This window comes from Sphingobacterium sp. ML3W (genome assembly GCF_000747525.1).
Lineage (GTDB): Bacteria > Bacteroidota > Bacteroidia > Sphingobacteriales > Sphingobacteriaceae > Sphingobacterium.
This window is the reverse complement of record NZ_CP009278.1, coordinates 1,070,503-1,089,606: the sequence shown is the minus strand read 5'-3', so window position 1 is coordinate 1,089,606 and position 19,104 is coordinate 1,070,503. Positions and strand designations below refer to the sequence as shown.

Sequence of the window (19,104 nt, the reverse complement as noted above, 5' to 3'; positions counted from 1 at the left end):
TACCTTATTATTAAAAGCTTAAATTCATTCCAAATGAATAAGTCCGTTGAAAAGGATAGATCTGTCCATCAAGTCCCTCAGGGTCTAATGACACTTTCAAATTCGATTTTTCAAATAAATTTTCTCCACTTGCATAAAAGTACAATCTACCCAACCCTGTACGTTCTAACCATTGTTTAGGAATTTCATAACCTACTGTGATATTTTTCACACGCAGGTAACTCGCATCTTGCATATAATGATTATTAGCAGCAGCTAATGATTTTCCACTTTCTTCAGCAGCATAAGCACGAACAGCAGGGAAATAACCGTCTGGATTCTCTGGAGACCAATGGTCCAAATTTTGTTTCGTCACATTCGTCCATGGTTGTGCGTAGATACCCCAGAAATACACATGACTTCCTCCAGGGTACCAATCTCTTTTACCCACGCCCTGTAAGAACATCCGTAAACTAATGCCTTTCCATTTACCACTCAAGTCCAAACTATACGGATATTGCTTATCACTATTACCAATAATATTCATATCACCATGATCATCCAAGGTATTTTTACCCTTATTAATCCGCTGATCATCATTCTGATCTTTGAATTTTATATCACCGATGTAAGAGTTATTGCCCACATTGGAGTTTCCAATGTCCACCATACTTAAGTCCTTTAATTGCTGTTCATTTTCATACACCCCATCGTAGGTATAGCCCCATATGGTGCCCAGTCGTTGTCCAACATAATAGTCAGATAACAAATTAGTCGGGTTATCATACTTAGTAATGGTTGCCTTATAATTGGAGATTACGAAAGCCACATCATAAGAAAATGGAGAGTCGCCTAAATTGAACTGATCACGCCATCCGAGACGAAGATCCCACCCTTGCGTTTTCAAGTCTCCAGCATTCATTTTTGGAGAATTAACACCAAATACACCTGGCAATGTTCTGCCCGGTACCAACATATCTTTGGTCGTTCGGGTGTACATATCTGCTGTCAAGTTCAAACGGTTATTGAGCATGGACACATCAACCCCGAAATTTGTACTTGTCACTTTTTCCCATGTAAAAGATTTTGATATTGCGCTTGGAGGATTGGAACCAATAGGTCTATCCGGCCCGAGAACCCATCCTATTTTTGATACATCCATAGTCGGTATAAAGGAATAATTATCCTCTCCTGAATTGGAAATAGCACCTAATGTTTCTTTACCCTTAATTGTCACATTCTGATTTCCCAAAGAACCGTAGGATGCACGTAATTTAAATAAGTTGATGGTTTCTTTCAAGGGCTCAAAAAATGCTTCTTCAGAAATAGACCATGCTCCCGCTACCGAAGGGAAAAATCCCCAACGATCACCGGCAGGAAAACGAGATGAACCATCATATCGTCCATTCAATTCAAGCAAATATTTACGATCATAGTTGTATCCCAATCTATAAAAAACACCCTGAACAGCCCAGTCATCGATCATATGTCTGGTCGTCATGGCACCAGAGGCCAATTCCACAGAAGGCATATCATAAGATATCAGGTCATTCCTTCTTAAAGAACTTGACTCGTTCCTTTGATATTCTTGATTATATCCCAATAATGCGGACAAATCATGTTTTCCAAATGATTTGTTAAAATTGGTATATAGATTAAAAACATCATATTTGTTATTATCATTACCCTTCGAAGCATAAGAAGTGGTGGATCCAGCATATTTAATTTCTGTCTCCGGACCAGTGCGGTAAGGAATCGGAATATCATAAGAATTTCTATTTCCCGAGGTTCTTCTAAACGTTACATCAGCATTCACATCCCAAACATTTTTAATGATGGCTGCTTTAGCATTAAATGTAGTTTGAAATTCGTTAATTTTTCTTCGCGTTCGTCCACCTTCTTGCATACGTCCCAATAATCCTGCTCCAGCCTGAGTCCAACTCCCGTCCGGGTTTTTAGCGACATCAAGCGAACTCGTACGGTTCACGTTCCAGAAGAAATCGCCATCCATAAATACAGGAGAATCAAAATCACGAATGGAGATCATGGAATTATTACCAAAAGACAACCAATCGTTTACTTGAAGATCAACTTTACTACGTGTGTTGTATCGATTCATTTTATCGTTACCATATTTCAACATGCCATCCTGTCGTAAATATTCACCAGAAACCAAGTATGATAATTTCTCTGATTTCTTACCAATATTCAGGTTAAAGGTTTGACTTGGTGCATATTTCTTATAGGCTTCTCCCATCCAATCCGTCGAACCATAGTACATGTAATTGAGTGAATTGGTAGGGTCAGTAATAACGCGAGGAAGATCTGGATTATTTTGGATCTGTTTAGCATATTCACGCACAGCATCTGGAAACAAATCATATAGCGGAGCTGCTGCCAATCTTTTATATTCCATCACTGTCAATGGATCTGTCACAATCTCTGGCAATTTCCCAACTGTTCTCATCGCTGTATTGTAACCAAAATCAACTTGTACCTGATCAGTCTTAGCTGATTTTGTTGTGATCAACACCACACCAAATGCAGCACGCGCACCATAAACTGCTGCCGAAGACGCATCTTTCAATACGGTAACCGTTTCAAAATCGTTGGGATTAAGACGAGCAATCTCATCTGAAGAATAAGGTACATTATCCACTAGAATCAATGGTCCTCCACCATTAATCGATGTTGTACCACGAATATTGAACTCCGCACCTGCAGTCGGACTACCACTTGGATTCGTAATATTTAAGTTAGGAATAAGTCCTTGTAGTGCCGCTCCAAGATTTGTCACCGGACGATTCTCCAATTGCTTCGCACTAATTTGATCAACAGCACCGGTCAAGTTCACTTTTTTCTGCTTACCATATCCAACCACAATCAATTCTTCAAGCATTTCACTACTGCTCTGCATATTAATGCGCATCGACTCTTCAGCCTTTACTTCCTGATTTTCAAAGCCAACCGAACTGACGCGAATATAAGCTCCCTGGGGAACTTTAAGTGTAAATTGTCCAGCATCATTAGACATCGTTGCCAGTTGACCGTTTCCTTTAACGACAATTGATACGCCCTTTAAAGGTTTTCCATTTTCTAATATGGTTCCCTTAACAGTGATTTGAGATTGAATGGTTGTTGACGTAGTGGTCGTTTCAGCAAATGCATGCGCGACTCCATTTGCTGATAGAAGCAACAAGGCTAACATTTTTGAGGTACTTGCCTGCTTAAAAAAAGGCAATACCGATCTATCCTTCCATTTGGATACGAAGGAAATCTTTTCCATATTTGAAAAATAATTAGGTTATTAAAATTATCTAGTAATTTGATGACTATTTAGAGGAGATGTTGCCGCATCTCCTTTTTTATATTCTTATAATATTTACATAAGCAACTTCATTAGGCATAAGTTATATCTTTATTTATCAACATTTTGCTATTATTAAATTTCATCAAAATTACCTCGTTGTTTATAAATAGTAAAACCTCAGTGGCTCAAATCATTCCAACGATACAAATCTACAACAGATAGTTTAGTATATGTTAAAACTAAAATTAAGGAATTGTTATTTTTAACACACAATTTCTCCTCTTAAAAAGTTTGAAGCACTCTGAAAAAATATCCTAATAATACTACTGATACACCTTGACCCAATCGATTACCATTTCTACAGGTAATTGGCTTTGATCAACTTTACCCACCCAGTTTCCTCCTAATTGTTGATCGATAAGTAGAAAGAAAGGTTGATCGTAAGGCCATTGTGACTGATCGACACCAGCTATTCTCGGATACGTAAACGTATCCTTTCCATTTAACTGAAATACGATTCGATCTGGATACCAACTGATACCATAAACGTTGTACTGTCCAGCATCAATTTTCGCTGTACCATGATGTTGCGGGTTCGTTTTTTGCCCCAGGTCTAAGGTATAATACGAATGGGTCGTTTGGTAGATAATCGAATCATAATTAAGGTGTTCCATGATATCTATCTCTCCATTCTTAGGATATTTCCCGTACTTATCCAATTCGGCTAACATCCATATAGCAGGCCATGCCCCTTGGGCACTTCCCAATTTAGCCCTTATCTCGACACGACCATATTGAAAGGCAAATTTCCCTTTACTCCAAATTCCTCCAGTCAAAAAAGGACGAGTATCTTTCGTTAAATCGGTATTATTGATCCCTTTTAGGATGAGCTTTCCATCTTTCATTTCGAAACAAGCATCATCAGTGCTCATGTGTCTATTCCAATCCGCACTACCTGAAGGGATACGACTCCATTTAGACGTATCGAGCGTATTTACATTAAATTGATCTTCCCACACTAATTTCCATTGCTTTGTTGCTCTCCCATCATTTTGAATAAATACATGAGGATGTTGTTTTGGTCGTTGACTGACACTACAACTGGCAAGGAGTATGATGCCTGCGCTAATAAAACAGTAAAATTTAAACATTTATAATTAATCGTTTTGTGTTAGGTATGGTTAGGGTTGAAATAATCCCAATACTTGATATTTACATATTGGGATTGTAGTATAGGTCTATTTTTGAAAAGATTTAATCGGTTTCCCTCTCCAAACTTCTTCCTGTGCCGCACCAAGTAACCAAGTCAATGTTGGTCCTATATCATACACCATCATCGGTTGATCAATCTGCTTTCCTTTTGGAACACCAGGACCAGTCATGACGAAAGGGATTTCGACTTCCGCTAACGACTTACCTCCATGACCTTTATCGACGCCACCGTGATCAGCAGTTACGACAAATATGGTTTCCTTTTCCATGCCCGCATCCTTAACCGCCTGTAGTAATTGTCCAATTTTATAATCTACATTTTTCAGTTCGGCATAATACTCAGGTGTGTTATGACCTATATTATGTCCTACACCATCAGGTTCATCAAAATGTACAAATGTTAAGGTTGGTTTATCCTTTTTAATAATCTCGATTGCTTTATGGAGCGCCTTTTCGTCATTATCCTCCATATTGTATACTTGTTGTACAACCTTTTTGTCTATCAAATAACCAATGCCTGGCCAACTGTGAATAACCGCAAAAGTAGCTTTTGGGTTCTTCGTAGCAACTGCATTAAAAATAGATGGAAATAGTCCGTTTTTGGTTGTAGCTATAGAAGGGATTTCAGGTGTTTGACTTCCCCATTCGGTATAACCATGCATCGTTGGTCCGGCCCCCATCAGCATGGAAGCCCAATTTACAGCACTTGAAGAAGGCAGTACTGTTCTCACATGTAGGCTATGACTACCATTTTGCATCAATTGCTTCAAATTTGGCATATCCGCCTTTGGTATTGCATAAGCACCTAGGCCATCAAATCCGACCATGACAACATGTTTAATTTTCCCAGTTTGGGCCTGACTAATCGTTTGCGTAAAAAATAAAGCAAATAAAAAAAATAGATTTTTTTTCATCATTATATATTTAGGTTTTAAGTTTAATCGATATCAATGAGCTCTTTACACTCCGTATTATAATTGCATTAATATATCAACTCTTTAAAGGGCTTTCTGTTGCCTTTGGCCGTTTATTGATTTAGTCTTTGATACAAACGGTCTCAAAAAGATCGCTACACTAAATTTTGTTTCGATGAAGTTATCATGGGCCGATTATTATCTAGCAAGCTTGGTACATATCGGCAGTTGAGCTGACTCAAGCTCATGAAGACTTCATTTTTTTAAAGAATGATTAAGGTTTAGCATCACGTATAAATTAAAGAAGAACAATATTACTTAATAAAGTTTAGTAATATTAAACATTAAAAGTTTACCAAAGACATTTGTAACAAAATAGTTGCGTATAGGAGCGTTATTTAAAATTAGCTTCATTATTCGCTAATCTTAAGTTTACAATTATCAAATAATCCTAAAAGTATTGTGGGGGTAATTCCTGGAAAAGAGGATGCTAATATTTCTAACTGAGCATATTATAGGAAACCCTCAACATAAAATCAATCATGGATAAATGGAAGAGGATCTTTCAACAGAAATCGGTATTCCTGCTTTACGTTATTTCGTTCAATCTTTAGAAGAATCTCTTTTCCCTCTTCGGATTTCAACAAATTGGTAATTTCTTCTAAGCTGAACGAAGTAGCAGTTTTACCATTAATGGTTAAAATTAGATCTCCTTTCATAAGCCCAGACAATTCCGCTGGCGATTCTGATCTCACCATATCAATCTTAAATTGTGGTTTTAGAACAAATTTGAACTGAACTTTATTATCAAAATTTATTTCTTTACTTCCATCTTTTTCCAATGTTACTGGAATCTCCTGTTTTTCCCATTTCACACCATCATGAATAATCTCAAGACCACTCATATTGAGGTAATAGTATTTATTGAAATTCTTATTCTTACTTAAATATATTCGTTTATTGGGATAATCAAATATAATTTTAAATCTTCGTAACAATTCATTCCCAACAGACCCTATTCGTTCGTTCACTATTTTTGCATTCTGCATTGATTGTAATTCGGGATAAGCTACCAAAGGGTAAGACATTTCAAATGGCCCCATACGCAGGGCCTTGATACGGTTACGCAAGCCATATATCTCACCATTAAAACCCTGTCCAATATAATCGGCAATAAATGGAGAGCGTACTTGGTAGTTAGGCATCCGTTCTTTTAACAATAATATAGCATCACTATTCCCCATATCGATTAGTGCCTTCCCAGCAATCAGTTCTTCATCTTGTTGTACAACAACAGCAATATAAGGTCGACTTCCAATAATCTCAACAGGCAAAACTTCCATTTTAGCTAATGATTTGATTTTATTGTCGTTTGGGAAAATGGTGATTCTCTTTTTTATAAAGTCAAATGCGATCCTGTGGTCAGTAAAGAAACGACTTCCTAAAATACCGTTGACTTCAATCCCTATCCTTGATGAAATATCAATTTGCGCATTTTCTAAGATATAGATTGGATGATCATTATCGACCATTTTTTTTGCGATACGTACCTGATTATTGATGGCCAATACGCCATCAATACCGTCATTCCGGCCCAGGCCCTGAAATTTATTTTTAAAGATAGTACTATCGATTTCAGCGAGTGACTTACCAAAAATCATTGTTTCCTTGACACCGGTATCTAATAAAAAGTTCATCATAAATCCATTGACCTCTACGGGAACAATAACGAGATTATGGACGAAAACAAAAGGAAAACTAAGCTTCTTATTTTTATGCAAAACAAAGCCTGACTGCCCAAGAGCATTTTGGCAGAACAAACACACTAGCAATAGGATAGCTAATTTCATGAAAGCTTATATTGGTAGATACAATATACGAAGAAAAAATTGTTGGTAAACATTAAGAGGTAATAATAAACGTATTTTAATTTATCTTCAATAAAAAAGCCGGACTTTAAAAGTCCGGCTTTTTTATTGAAGTCGAAGTACTAATAATAATGCTAAATACTTCTCAGAAAATAATAAAGATAATCAATAAATCAAGTAATTATCGTTGATCATCTGGCCATTGCGTTCTGCGGTGACCTTTTATCATATATACTTTATTATCTACTCCTGTTTTGTATTTCACTAAAATACTGTCAGCTAGCACTCCACTAGGTTGCTTTGAAGCATTTTGCAAAATTTTAGCTTCAATAAGATGTATACTTGTATTTTTTACTGGTAGAATATTAACGTACTCACCAGGAAGAATAGCCACTGATGGAACATCAACTTTAACTTTGGCCAAAATTCCAAAGGGATATGCTACAGTACTAAATTTCAACCAGGCTATATCGTCATCATTATCTGCAGTATTATATGTACTTAATGCTGCAAGAGATAGTGAAAAAGATTTTCCCGTACTTGGATTCAAAGTAGCGACATTAGACCCATCTTCATTAAAAACATGTGTATGCCATTCACCCGAAATAGGAAAAATAGGTGAGTATTCAACTGCAGGTTGATCTTTTTTACAAGAAACAGCAGCAAAAACCAATAATCCTAATAAATATTTATATATATGTTTCATCATTTTTCTTTGTTTAAGAATACATTATTGTTTATGCCACCACATTTTTGCATTTATAGCAACCGCTTTTGGCGTATTAGCATTATTATCCGACGAAATTTTTGGATATGGTAAACGTCTTGGAATTTCTTGACCTATTAAAACAGAAGTAATTGAACGTGTATACTGTCCAGGAATATATGCTGGATCATCAGAATCTAAAGTTGACATTACAGGGTAACCTGTTCTATTTTGATCATAAAAAGAATCCCAAGCCTGACATCTTGTTGCAGCAACCCATTTCTGAGTAATAATCTGCTCAATCATTTTTTCAACAGTTCCAGCTTTAAATTCATAAACTCCACCAGCAATAAATGTTGTAGCAGATTTACTCCAGCGAGAGAATGCTGCCGAAACAGCTAGATCATAGTGAGTTTTAGCTTTGCCAGCATTATTTAATCTTGCCCATGCCTCAGCTTGAAGAAACTCAGATTCAGCATATGACATAAAATAAACCGCATCAGTTGCTCCCAATTTTGCTCTTGACGTAGATCCCGGTGGGTAATCTGTTGTAGAGGCATTATAATCTCCTTGTCTTAATCCTGCATAAATTGCTGGTTTGCCTTGCTCAGTCGTTAATTCAAAGAAATCTTCAATACGCGGGTCATTATTTTTTTGAAGATAAGAAAGTAACGTTTTACTTGCTCTTAAATTAGCAAATGTATTAAGTGCACGCCTATCTGATTCAAAAAGTGGATTTGATTTATTAACTGCATCAAGAAATGCGGTCATTTTCGCATCAGTATCCAAAAGATTCCCTCCATTTAATAATGAAGTAATAGCAGCTGTATTCGCGGTGAAGTCACGCATTAATACCTTAAGTTTTAATGTATTTGCAAATTTATGCCAATTATCAAGATCTCCATCAAATAAGAAATCTTGCGCTCCCATAGATTTTAAAGGTTTACCACTTTCAATTTTACTAATTGCGTCATCTAATTGTTCTACGATCAATTTATTAACCGTTTTACCATCATCCCACTTCGGAGTATAAATACCTTTATCACCTTGGAGACCTTCTATAACCGGTAAATCTCCATACAAATCAACTAAAACGTGATAATCAAATGCTAACATAATTTCTGATGCGGCATAAAAATTCCATAACCCAGCTGTTGCGGCTTTTTCTTTAGAAATTAAAAGATCCTTCATACCACCGCCCATCAAATTGGACCAGATTCCATTGTATGATGAAATTGTCAAATTATAGGAATCAATACCTGTGTATTGATTAGAAGAATTATTCTGAGTATAATGCTGAGACCACATGGCTCCCATTAATTGTAAATCACCACCTATTTTAGCAGCACTGTATGCAACACCTGAAGGAAAAAGTAGTTCTGGACTAGCGTCATTTTCAACCGGATTATATGGACTTCTATTAATGTCCAGGTCTTTGGTACATGATGCAAAACTTAATGCACTTGCAACCAATATAAAGCCTATTTTTTTTATATTTTTCATTTTGAATTTCCCAATTAAGTTTAGAATCTAACCTTTACGCTACCACCATAAGTTCTAAAAGTGGGGCCAGCTGCAAATTCACCAAAGTTTGATCTGATGTCATTACCGTAATTTGTTGCTTCTGGATCAACAAAATTGTTTGATTTTGGAGTCCACAGAAACAAGTTTCTACCAACTAGACTAAAGTCAACACCTTTAATTTTAGAACCTAAAACACTTTTTGGTAAAGAATAAGTCAGCACCAATTCACGTAATTTAACAAAATCTCTTTCTAACACTGCCTTTTCATACTGCGAATTGTTCGTATTAGAATACCAATATGCATATTGATTATTTACAGAGATTTGAACGTCATTTTCAACATACTTTCCATCAGCTAATTGCTTAACTGAATTTGGAACTAACCAAGGTTGTCTTTCATTAAATGTAGTTTCGGTCGCATTCCCAACAAAATAATTTAATTGAGCTGTGTATGAATAGAAGAAACCACCTTTTCTCCAATCCAAAACTCCTGCAAGACTCCAGTCTTTATATCTAAATTTTGTTGAAAAACCCATTTGAAAATCAGGTTCAAATTTACCTATAGTTTTCTTTGTATTCGGTTCAGTAATTGGAATACCAGCTGAATTCACAACAGTTTTTCCAGCAAACTCTCCCTCTTTAACTGTTAGAACTTGAGGTACTTTATATACACCTAAAGGTTGTCCAATTTCCGCAACAAAATCAACAGAATAAGCATTTTCAATTAATGTTTCTCTTGTGTCATCATACAAAGCCATTACTTTACTCGTATTCTTTGTAAAATTCACACCTAGATCCCATTGAAAATCATTAAACTTTAAAGGAGTAGTATTTAAACCTATTTCAACACCCTTATTACGGATATCTCCCATATTTCTTGTGCGTCTAGTATATCCTGTTTCTGGAGAAAGATCAATTGCAAAAATTTGATCAACTGTTTTTCTATTATAGTATGAGGCATCTAAACTGATTCTATTCTTCAATAATTTCATCTCAACACCGAATTCATATTCAGTAGTGATTTCAGGTTTTAAATCTTCATTTCCTAAAGTTTTAGCATGTTGCAAACCTGCTACCCCACCTAAAGGTAAAATTGTATTACCAAAACCTAATCCAATTTGTGAAGCTTGGTAATAATTTTCAGTTAAATATGTTGACGCGTCAGCACCAGTTTTACCCCATGCAGCTCTAACCTTTAAATAATTTAAATTGTCAGATTTCAGATTTTGAAAAGCATCTGTTAGAATAAGGGAAGTATTTATACCTCCATACATGTAATTATTATTTTTAACAGGAAGAGTTGATGACCAATCAGATCTTAATGAACCGTTTACAAACCAGTAGTTCTTGTAGCTAAAAGTTGCATCAACAAATGCGCCCATTAGACGTTGTCTGACAAATACATTATTTACAATTGGTGCTTCGCTTGTATTTTTTAAACTATACCATCCCGGTACATTTAGTCCACTTACATAAGCATCTAAATAGCTGTAACCGCGCTGATTGAAATTATATCCAATTGAACCTGCTAAATTAATATCATCTGAAACATTTTTATCCGCTTGAAACATAAATGTTGCATCAATCTGATTGGTTTTTCTATAATTCTCGCCATAACGGCCCGTTACTGGCGCCTTTGCATTATTAGCAGATGGCGATCCATCTGTATAAAACACTTTTTGAGCAAAATCTATAGTGCGAGTATTTGCAAAATCTCCACCTAATTTTCCAACTGCTGTTAACCAAGGAAGAACTTTATAAGAAAGATCAATATTACCATAAAAACGATCATCTTGTAATTTTGATCCATTATCTTTCAAAGCTTTATAAGGATTTGAAGCATAAGCAGTGAAATAATTATCATCGTTATTGTAAGGATTATTATAATCTTTCAAAGAATTGATATCAATATCAACAGGAATTTGGATCAATTCTTGAAAAGTTACATTTCCTCCGTCAGAAGTTCCCTGTCCTTGATATACAGCATCTAAATCTCTTCTAACGTAATTAACACCATAACTTATAGCAAATTTATCAAGGTTTGTATTTCCTCTAAAAGAAAAATTATTTCTCTTCAATTTATCTGGATGTCCAGGTAACACTCCCTGTTGGAAGAAATTACCATAAGAGAACATATATGATGATTTATCTCCGCCACCTGATATTGACAAAACGTTTGTAGCATCTAAACCTGTAACATAAAAATTCTTTATATTATCTTTTACGTAAGAATACGGTTTAGTTAAGCTTACACCATCAATTTCTGATCCCCAAGGTCTTGTAATACCATCTAATTTTGGTCCCCATGAGCCATTTTCCAAAGTATTAAAATCTGGCCACCCTTGCCCAAAAAGATTCTGTGTTTGTGGAACCATAGCAACCTTACTTGCATTGATTGCACCGGTATAGGTTACTTGTAAATTTTGCCCCAATTTACCTTTTTTTGTTGTAATCATTACTACACCATGTGCGGCACGAGAACCATAAAGAGCAGTAGCAGAAGCTCCTTTAAGGACAGTCATTGATTCAATGTCATCCGGATTAATATCATTTGCCTGATTTCCTAAATCAACAGATCTCGAAAACGTAACATCAGACTGATAACCATTGCTAATAGGCACTCCATCAACGACATAAAGAGGGTTATTTCCCGTAAATGAGGAAACACCACGAATTATTACTTTCGTAGAACCACCTGTTGTACCAGAGTTTGATATGCTAACGCCTGCCATTTTACCCTGAAGTCCTGACATAGCATTCATATTATTGGCAGCAGTTATTTCATCCGATTTAATCGTTGAAGCAGCATATCCAAGAGCTTTAGTCTGTTTGGTTATACCCATTGCCGTGACAACTACCTCATCTAATTCATTGGACGAATTATCTAAAGTTACATTAAAAGCTGACTGACCTTCTTTTACGATTAATGTTTTGTCAGCATAACCAATCGAACGGAATACGATAACTTTTCCTGTTGGTACAGAGAACGAATAATTTCCATTCGCATCTGTTTGTGTAGCTAGGTTAGATCCTTGAACAGCGATCGTTACGCCTACTAAGGGTTTACCATCAGCACCTGTAACACGACCACTTACCTTTTTCTCTTGCGCAAAGGCAACAGAGGTCAGGATCATACTACCCACAAAAAAACTGAGTAATGTTTGTTTCATATGTTTGTGTTTATTAAAGTTAAAGTCTCAATAAAAAAAAGACCTTGGTTAAGTAAGTTTCTTTTCTAAAAATCGATCACTTATAACAAATACCTCAAAATTGAAAATTTCATAAATCAATGATTATAAAATCTCAAATCCAAAATCTAGTTAAGAACGCAATCGATTACTTTTTTTTGGTGTGTAAAAAATATCTTTTCAAATATTTTTATAGCTTCTCTAAAAATCTTATTCGGTCAATGCTAACGTTGGTTTGCAACTTACTTTTTTAACAACCAAGTTGTTAAAAAATGTTAAAACAAATATTATAATATATTTCGAATATACAATGCAGACATAATAAAAAAAACATGAAAAATGACATATAACTACTCAAACAACTGATTAACAAAGAAATAATTTAAAATAGTTTGTAACAAAAACTTAATAAATTATCATTAGATATCCTAAAATATTTATCACACATAATAAAATGGTAGATATATCAATTAAAATGTTACATAAAGAGATGCCATTAAGATATTTCAGAAAATATGTTGAAGATGATCAACCATTTTTTTTTTGCGATACGGACCTGATTGTTGATAGACTATATACCGCCATTACGTCCCAGACCCTGAAATTTATTTTTAAAAATAGTATTATAGATGTATGTCAGTGACTTACCAAAAATCATTATTTCCTTGACACCAGTATCCAATAAAAAATTCATCATAAAACCATTGACATCTACGGGAACAATAACGAGATTATGGACGAAAACAAAAGGAAAACTAAGTTTCTTATTTTTATGCAAAACAAAGCCCGATTATCCAAGGGCTAATTGGTATAACAGACATGTTAACAATAGGAGCGCTAATTTCATGTAAGCTTATATTGGTAGATACCATATACGGAAATTTGACTATTAAAAATCCAAATTATGTATTTAAAAAACTTACTTCGAATTAAAATAGGTTTTAGAATTTTTAGGTATTTATGCCCCTATATCCATCATATAAAGCATTAAGTCTAAAAATTATGGTTCAAAAACAAACAAAAATCCCCGACATAACGACGGGGATTAAACTAAAAATTTTGCGAAAAATCTCTACTAATTAATTATATCCTGGATTATTAGGTAGTAATAATGAATTAGTATTAATTGCCGATTGTGGAATAGGATAAAGTTCATCATTGACTGAACGCTTTTTGGCTTCCAAAAATACAGTAGCCATAGATTTTGATGGATTAGAAATAGAAGGTGTTCTTCTCATGTCCATCCATCTAAGATTTTCAAATGCAAATTCTACACGACGCTCTTTAATAACATCATTTAATGTTACTACACTCAAATCACTTAAGCCTCTATTTTTTCTCACAAGATTAATATTCGCGAGGGCATTTGATGGTGAAGCTGTCAAATCGCATTCCGCAACAATCAAATACATTTCTGATAATCTAAGAATATAATAAGGATGTGCACCATTTCCTGATGGATCTTGATATTTTTTAGAATACCATCCTGGATTAGCTGTAGGAGCTTTAATTTCTTGAACTGAAGCTTCTTTACGTTGATCGCCTTCCTCATAAGCAGATACTAAACTCTCATCTACAGGTAGTTCAGCACGTCCTCCGCCTGGCATAGTTGGATGTTGCAAGAAATAGTCCAAAGAATTATCACCTTCAGTAGCAGTATTAGCAATTTTAAAAATATGCTCACGAGATTCAAATGGAGTCGTAAACATATTTGAATAATTACTTTCAATTGCAAATTTACCTGAATTTATCACATCCGTAGCCATTTGTTTGGCTGATGCTTTATCACCTCTTATTAAATAAACTCTTGCTAGTAAAGCCTTTGCTGCCTCAATAGATACTTTATTGCTATTTTCAAACGGTGCTGGATTTTCGATACTTAACTTAAGATCATTGATGATTTGATTATAAACCTCATCAACTGAATTCCGGGGAAGTTCAACAATATCCCTATTTAGAGCAATTGGTACCGCTCCGAAAATGGTAACTAAACGATAGTAACCATATGCTCTAAAAAAATAAGCGCTTCCTAATAGCTTTTTCTTAGTTGCTTCATCAATAGTACTTGATGCATTGACAATTTCAATTAAATCATTAGCTCTTTGAATGGCGACATATGGAAAATTAAAATATCTAGATACTAATACATTATCAACTAATATCGCATTATTATCAACTTCTCCATGTTGAAAAAAAGTAGCTCTGTATTTCAAGTTGTCCGCTGATAAATCTTCAGTAACATAACTAAGATAAGCATAAGCAGAACCTATATTTCCATTTTGAAAGGCATCGTATATTCCATTTAAAAGTTTATCACCTTCAGCCCCCCCCACCAATTCTGGTGCTACTGAATCACGAGGTAACAAATCTAATTTACTATCACATGCTGCAAAATGCCCAGCAATAAGTAATACTCCTATTGATTTTATTATATTATTTTTCATCTTATAATCTCTTTTATAGTCCCAAATTTATACCCAACATAAATGTTTTAAATTGAGGAATTGCTCCTTGATCTACCCCCAAGTTGGAAACAGTTAACTCTGAGCTCACTTCAGGGTCAAATCCAGTATACTTCGTAAATGTTAGCAAATTATAAGCACTAGCATAAATGCGTACATTACTAAATTTTGCTTTTTGAGCCACAGATTTTGGAAGGTTATATCCTAATGTTATTGTTTTTAAACGAAGGTATGATCCATCTTCCAAAAATCTCGAAGAACGTTGTGTATTGTAAGTCCCTCTAGTTCCTCCAACAGCACGAGGATATTTTGCATCTGTATTTTCTGGAGTCCAGCGCTCATCATAATATTCTTTGAACATATTTGTTGCTGGGGCTGTTGCACTCACAACTCCTCCCATACTTCCATATCCACCTGTACCTTCTGCACCTAAATTATAAATGTCATTACCATAGCTATATTGGAAAAACACATTTAAATCAAAATTCTTATATGATAAATTATTGGTAATACCTCCATGAAATTTAGGCAAAGGATTTCCTAAAAATTGTCTATCCGAAGAAGTAATTGATTCTGATCCATCAATATCTTCATATTTCATATCTCCTGTTTCCGAATCTACTCCTAATGATTTGATTAAAAAGAATGAACCCAAAGGTTGACCTACCGCATGTCGCACTACAAATCCTTGATCAATTGGCTGATCATTAAACAACTTTGTAACTTCATTTTTGTAAGTTGAAAGATTTAAAGATGTTGACCAAGTAAAGTCACTTCCATTGAAATTTTTCGAAGTAATTTGGAAATCAAATCCAGATCCTTTAAGATTACCTATATTTTCTAAAATAGTAGAAAATCCAGTAGTAGTAGGAATCGGTCTATTTAGCAATAAGTCTTTTGTTTTCTTATTGTAGTAATCTGCAGAAATTTCTAATCTATTATTAAATAATCCTAAATCAATACCTATATCTATTTGATCAGTAGATTCCCACTTCAGATCAGGGCTACCTATAACGGACAATCCAAATCCTGGAGAATCTAAATAGTTAAAGCCACCACCGATGGCTCTACGATATGCAAAGTTTCCAATTCCCTCTTGATTACCTGTTGATCCATAAGAAGCTCTAACTTTCAACAAGCTTATCGCTTCAACACTTTTCAAGAAATTCTCTTGTGATACCACCCATCCAGCTGATACTGATGGGAAATATCCAATACGACCAGCTTCAGGAAATTTAGATGAACCATCTCTTCTTATGGATGCAGAGAATAGATATTTACCTTCCCATCCTAAATTTACACGCGCTAAAGAAGAAGCCATCGCATATTCCGTAAAATTTGCTGTCCCTCCTGTGATAGATGCTGCAGATGTTATATAAGGTGTTAAATCAGATGGAAAATTAGACCCATCAACTCGATTGTTTTCACGTTGATTTTTTTGATACTCATAAACGGCAATAGCGTTTAAATCCAAACGATCACCATAAAATGATTTATCATAGGATAATGTTTGTGTAGCAAGTAAATTACGTGTCTGAACGTATCCAGAAGCACCAGAACCATTACTACCACCTCCTGATAAAGATGTTAATGGATTATATAAACGTTGATCTAAATATGAAAAATCCACACCAACTGCAGTTTTAAATTTCAGTCCTGATATGATATCAAATTCTAAATATGATGAATTAAACACATTGGAAAGGTTCACATAGTTTTCAGATTGAAACATGTGTACTGGATTATTATAACTGTTTGTCGCGAATGTTCCGTCTGGATTAAAAATTGGCTGATCAGGTCTAGCAACTAATGCACGAGGAAATGGTGAAAAAATACTATTATCAACTGGTGTTTCTGCTCTTTCAGTGCGCGAAAGTGCGGTATTTGAACCAAATCTAATAAAGTCATTTATATGATGTGTAAGATTAGCTCTAATAGCATACCTTTTAAATCCTCCGTTTAAAAGAGCTCCATCTTGATCAAAATAATTAAATGATGTGTAAAATTGTGTCTTTTCATTTCCACCTGAAGTTACTGATACTTGAGCAGAATTTACTCTTGAGTTATTAGAAAGAATTTCATCTAACCAGTTTACATTATTTTCCGGATTTGTAACTTGATCATTGGTAAAAACTTGAGGGAGACTAGCATTTACTGCTGCCTCGTTATAAAGAGAACGGTATTCAGATGCATTAAGTAAATCTTTCTTTTTGGTCAATGATTGCCATCCGGTATATGTAGAAGCACCTATAATTGATTTACCAGACGTACTTCCACCTTTGGTGGTAATTATCACCACTCCATTTGATCCCCGAGAACCATAAATTGAAGCTGCAGCAGCATCTTTTAAAATTTCTACAGAAGTAATATCTTCAGGATTCAAGTTTGCTAAAGGAGAAATTCCAGCCCCAGCATCGTTAGGTGTAAATGTATTATTTGAAGGCATTATAACCCCATCAACCACATATAATGGATTGTTTCCTGCGTTAATAGACGAGCGTCCACGAATTTGCACAGACATAGGAGCTCCAGGTCTTCCTCCCCCTGAAGTAACTTGAACACCAGCAGCCTTGCCTTGCAGAGCTTGCTGAATATTTGGCACAGGTATTTCTTTTAAATCATTTGCACCAACTGTTGATATAGAGGTTGTTAAATTTCTTCTAAGTTGAGTTCCATAGCCAACAACGACAACTTCATTCAGAGCATTTTCCGAACCGTCCAAAGTTACATTAAAAGCCGATTGATCTTCCTTGACAATTAATGTCTTGTCAGTATAGCCAACGGAACGGAAAACGATAATTTTGCCTGTTGGGACAGAGAATGAATAATTTCCATTCGCATCTGTTTGGGTAGCTAGGTTTGATCCTTGAACAGCAATCGTCACACCAACCAATGGTTTACCATCAGCTGCAGTCACACGACCACTTACCTTTTTCTCTTGCGCAAAGGCAACAGAGGTCAGGATCATACTACCCACAAAAAAACTGAGTAATGTTTGTTTCATATGTTTGTGTTTATTAAAGTTAAAGTCTCAATAAAAAAAGACTTTGGTTAAGTAAGTTTCTTTTCTTAAAAATCGTCCATTTATCACCATTACTTCAAAAATGAAAATTCCATAAATCAATGATTATAAAATCTCAAATCCAAAGTCTAGTCAATAACGCAATCGATTGCTTTTTTTATGTGTAAAAAATATCTTTTCAAATATTTATATAGCTTCTCTAAAAATCTTATTCGGTCAATGATAACGTTGGTTTGCAACTTACATTTTTAACAACCAAGTTGTTAAAAAATGTTAAAACAAATATTATAATATAATTCGATTTTACAATGAAGAAATAACAAAAAAGAAGTAAAAAGCAGACATCTAAAGACAAACGACTGATTAACAGATAAATACTTTAAAACAAGTTTGTAACAATCACTTAATAAATTATCACTGATAAAAATAAATATCCAAACGCATTACAAATAATGAATTCTCAGCTTCTTCAATTAAAATATTACGTGATGTTTTAAAATTAAATCATTAACACCTCAACTTCAGGACGAACAAAGGTTCTTCATTAGACAGCGCAATAACAAGTCCCACCTAGTTATCCTAAGGACAGAAACTGATCATCCCTTTTCTGTATAAACCAAGACACCTTCATCACAAATAGTTACATAGATCTGCCCCTATTCATCTTAAAGCTGAAATCACCATTGATGGTATTATTGGCTGGTTTACAATTCATATTGTTGACAATAATCTTTTCTGCTAAAAAACTGAAAAGGCTTTTTGCTATTAAGACCAATTCATTTATGAATTGAAACTGGAGTAACTCGGCACTTTAGCTTTTGTTACACACCAATTCTTCTCTCTCACTCCTTTTATTTCCTTAAAAAAGCAGATTTAAGCTTAATAAGTAGTCTTTTCGATCTCTGATTGATTATAATTT

Annotated in this window: 9 protein-coding genes; all 9 read right to left on the bottom strand. The window is 34.8% G+C overall.

All coding sequences use genetic code 11. The features are described from left to right. Positions 1-10: 10 nt before the first annotated feature. Positions 11-3,265 carry a SusC/RagA family TonB-linked outer membrane protein gene (locus KO02_RS04750; protein ID WP_200878601.1) on the bottom strand — a complete coding sequence of 1,085 codons (3,255 nt, stop codon included), beginning with the start codon at positions 3,263-3,265 and terminating at the stop codon, positions 11-13. A 347-nt stretch (positions 3,266-3,612) separates the two neighbouring features. Next, positions 3,613-4,440 (bottom strand): glycoside hydrolase family 16 protein, encoded by an 828-nt coding sequence (locus KO02_RS04745; RefSeq protein ID WP_038696290.1) that lies wholly within the window; start codon positions 4,438-4,440, stop codon positions 3,613-3,615. An 87-nt stretch (positions 4,441-4,527) separates the two neighbouring features. After that, positions 4,528-5,418 (bottom strand): alkaline phosphatase, encoded by an 891-nt coding sequence (locus tag KO02_RS04740; protein WP_235212349.1) that lies wholly within the window; start codon positions 5,416-5,418, stop codon positions 4,528-4,530. Positions 5,419-5,951: 533 nt separating this feature from the next. Further along, positions 5,952-7,265, bottom strand: a complete 1,314-nt coding sequence (locus tag KO02_RS04735; protein ID WP_051959759.1) for a PDZ domain-containing protein — start codon at positions 7,263-7,265, stop codon at positions 5,952-5,954. 199 nt (positions 7,266-7,464) lie between these two features. After that, complete coding sequence (locus KO02_RS04730; RefSeq protein ID WP_081918308.1) at positions 7,465-7,992, bottom strand: lipid-binding protein; 528 nt, start codon at positions 7,990-7,992, stop codon at positions 7,465-7,467. A gap of 21 nt (positions 7,993-8,013) precedes the next feature. Further along, complete coding sequence (locus KO02_RS04725; protein WP_038696287.1) at positions 8,014-9,492, bottom strand: SusD/RagB family nutrient-binding outer membrane lipoprotein; 1,479 nt, start codon at positions 9,490-9,492, stop codon at positions 8,014-8,016. 20 nt (positions 9,493-9,512) lie between these two features. Then, a complete protein-coding gene (locus KO02_RS04720; protein WP_038696285.1) occupies positions 9,513-12,683 on the bottom strand; it encodes a SusC/RagA family TonB-linked outer membrane protein in 3,171 nt (1,056 codons plus the stop codon). A gap of 1,097 nt (positions 12,684-13,780) precedes the next feature. After that, a complete protein-coding gene (locus tag KO02_RS04710) occupies positions 13,781-15,145 on the bottom strand; it encodes a RagB/SusD family nutrient uptake outer membrane protein (RefSeq protein WP_038696281.1) in 1,365 nt (454 codons plus the stop codon). A 13-nt stretch (positions 15,146-15,158) separates the two neighbouring features. Continuing rightward, positions 15,159-18,167: a SusC/RagA family TonB-linked outer membrane protein gene (locus KO02_RS04705; protein WP_038696279.1), complete on the bottom strand. Its 3,009-nt coding sequence runs from the start codon at positions 18,165-18,167 to the stop codon at positions 15,159-15,161. Positions 18,168-19,104 lie beyond the last annotated feature (937 nt).

Excerpts from the sequence above, each read along its gene's own strand:
- KO02_RS04710 (WP_038696281.1), bottom strand. The coding sequence starts at position 15,145 with ATGAAAAATAATATAATAAAATCAATAGGAGTATTACTTATTGCTGGG.
- KO02_RS04730 (WP_081918308.1), bottom strand. The coding sequence starts at position 7,992 with ATGATGAAACATATATATAAATATTTATTAGGATTATTGGTTTTTGCT.
- KO02_RS04740 (WP_235212349.1), bottom strand. The coding sequence starts at position 5,418 with ATGATGAAAAAAAATCTATTTTTTTTATTTGCTTTATTTTTTACGCAA.
- KO02_RS04720 (WP_038696285.1), bottom strand. The coding sequence starts at position 12,683 with ATGAAACAAACATTACTCAGTTTTTTTGTGGGTAGTATGATCCTGACC.
- KO02_RS04750 (WP_200878601.1), bottom strand. The coding sequence starts at position 3,265 with ATGGAAAAGATTTCCTTCGTATCCAAATGGAAGGATAGATCGGTATTG.
- KO02_RS04735 (WP_051959759.1), bottom strand. The coding sequence starts at position 7,265 with ATGAAATTAGCTATCCTATTGCTAGTGTGTTTGTTCTGCCAAAATGCT.
- KO02_RS04705 (WP_038696279.1), bottom strand. The coding sequence starts at position 18,167 with ATGAAACAAACATTACTCAGTTTTTTTGTGGGTAGTATGATCCTGACC.
- KO02_RS04725 (WP_038696287.1), bottom strand. The coding sequence starts at position 9,492 with ATGAAAAATATAAAAAAAATAGGCTTTATATTGGTTGCAAGTGCATTA.
- KO02_RS04745 (WP_038696290.1), bottom strand. The coding sequence starts at position 4,440 with ATGTTTAAATTTTACTGTTTTATTAGCGCAGGCATCATACTCCTTGCC.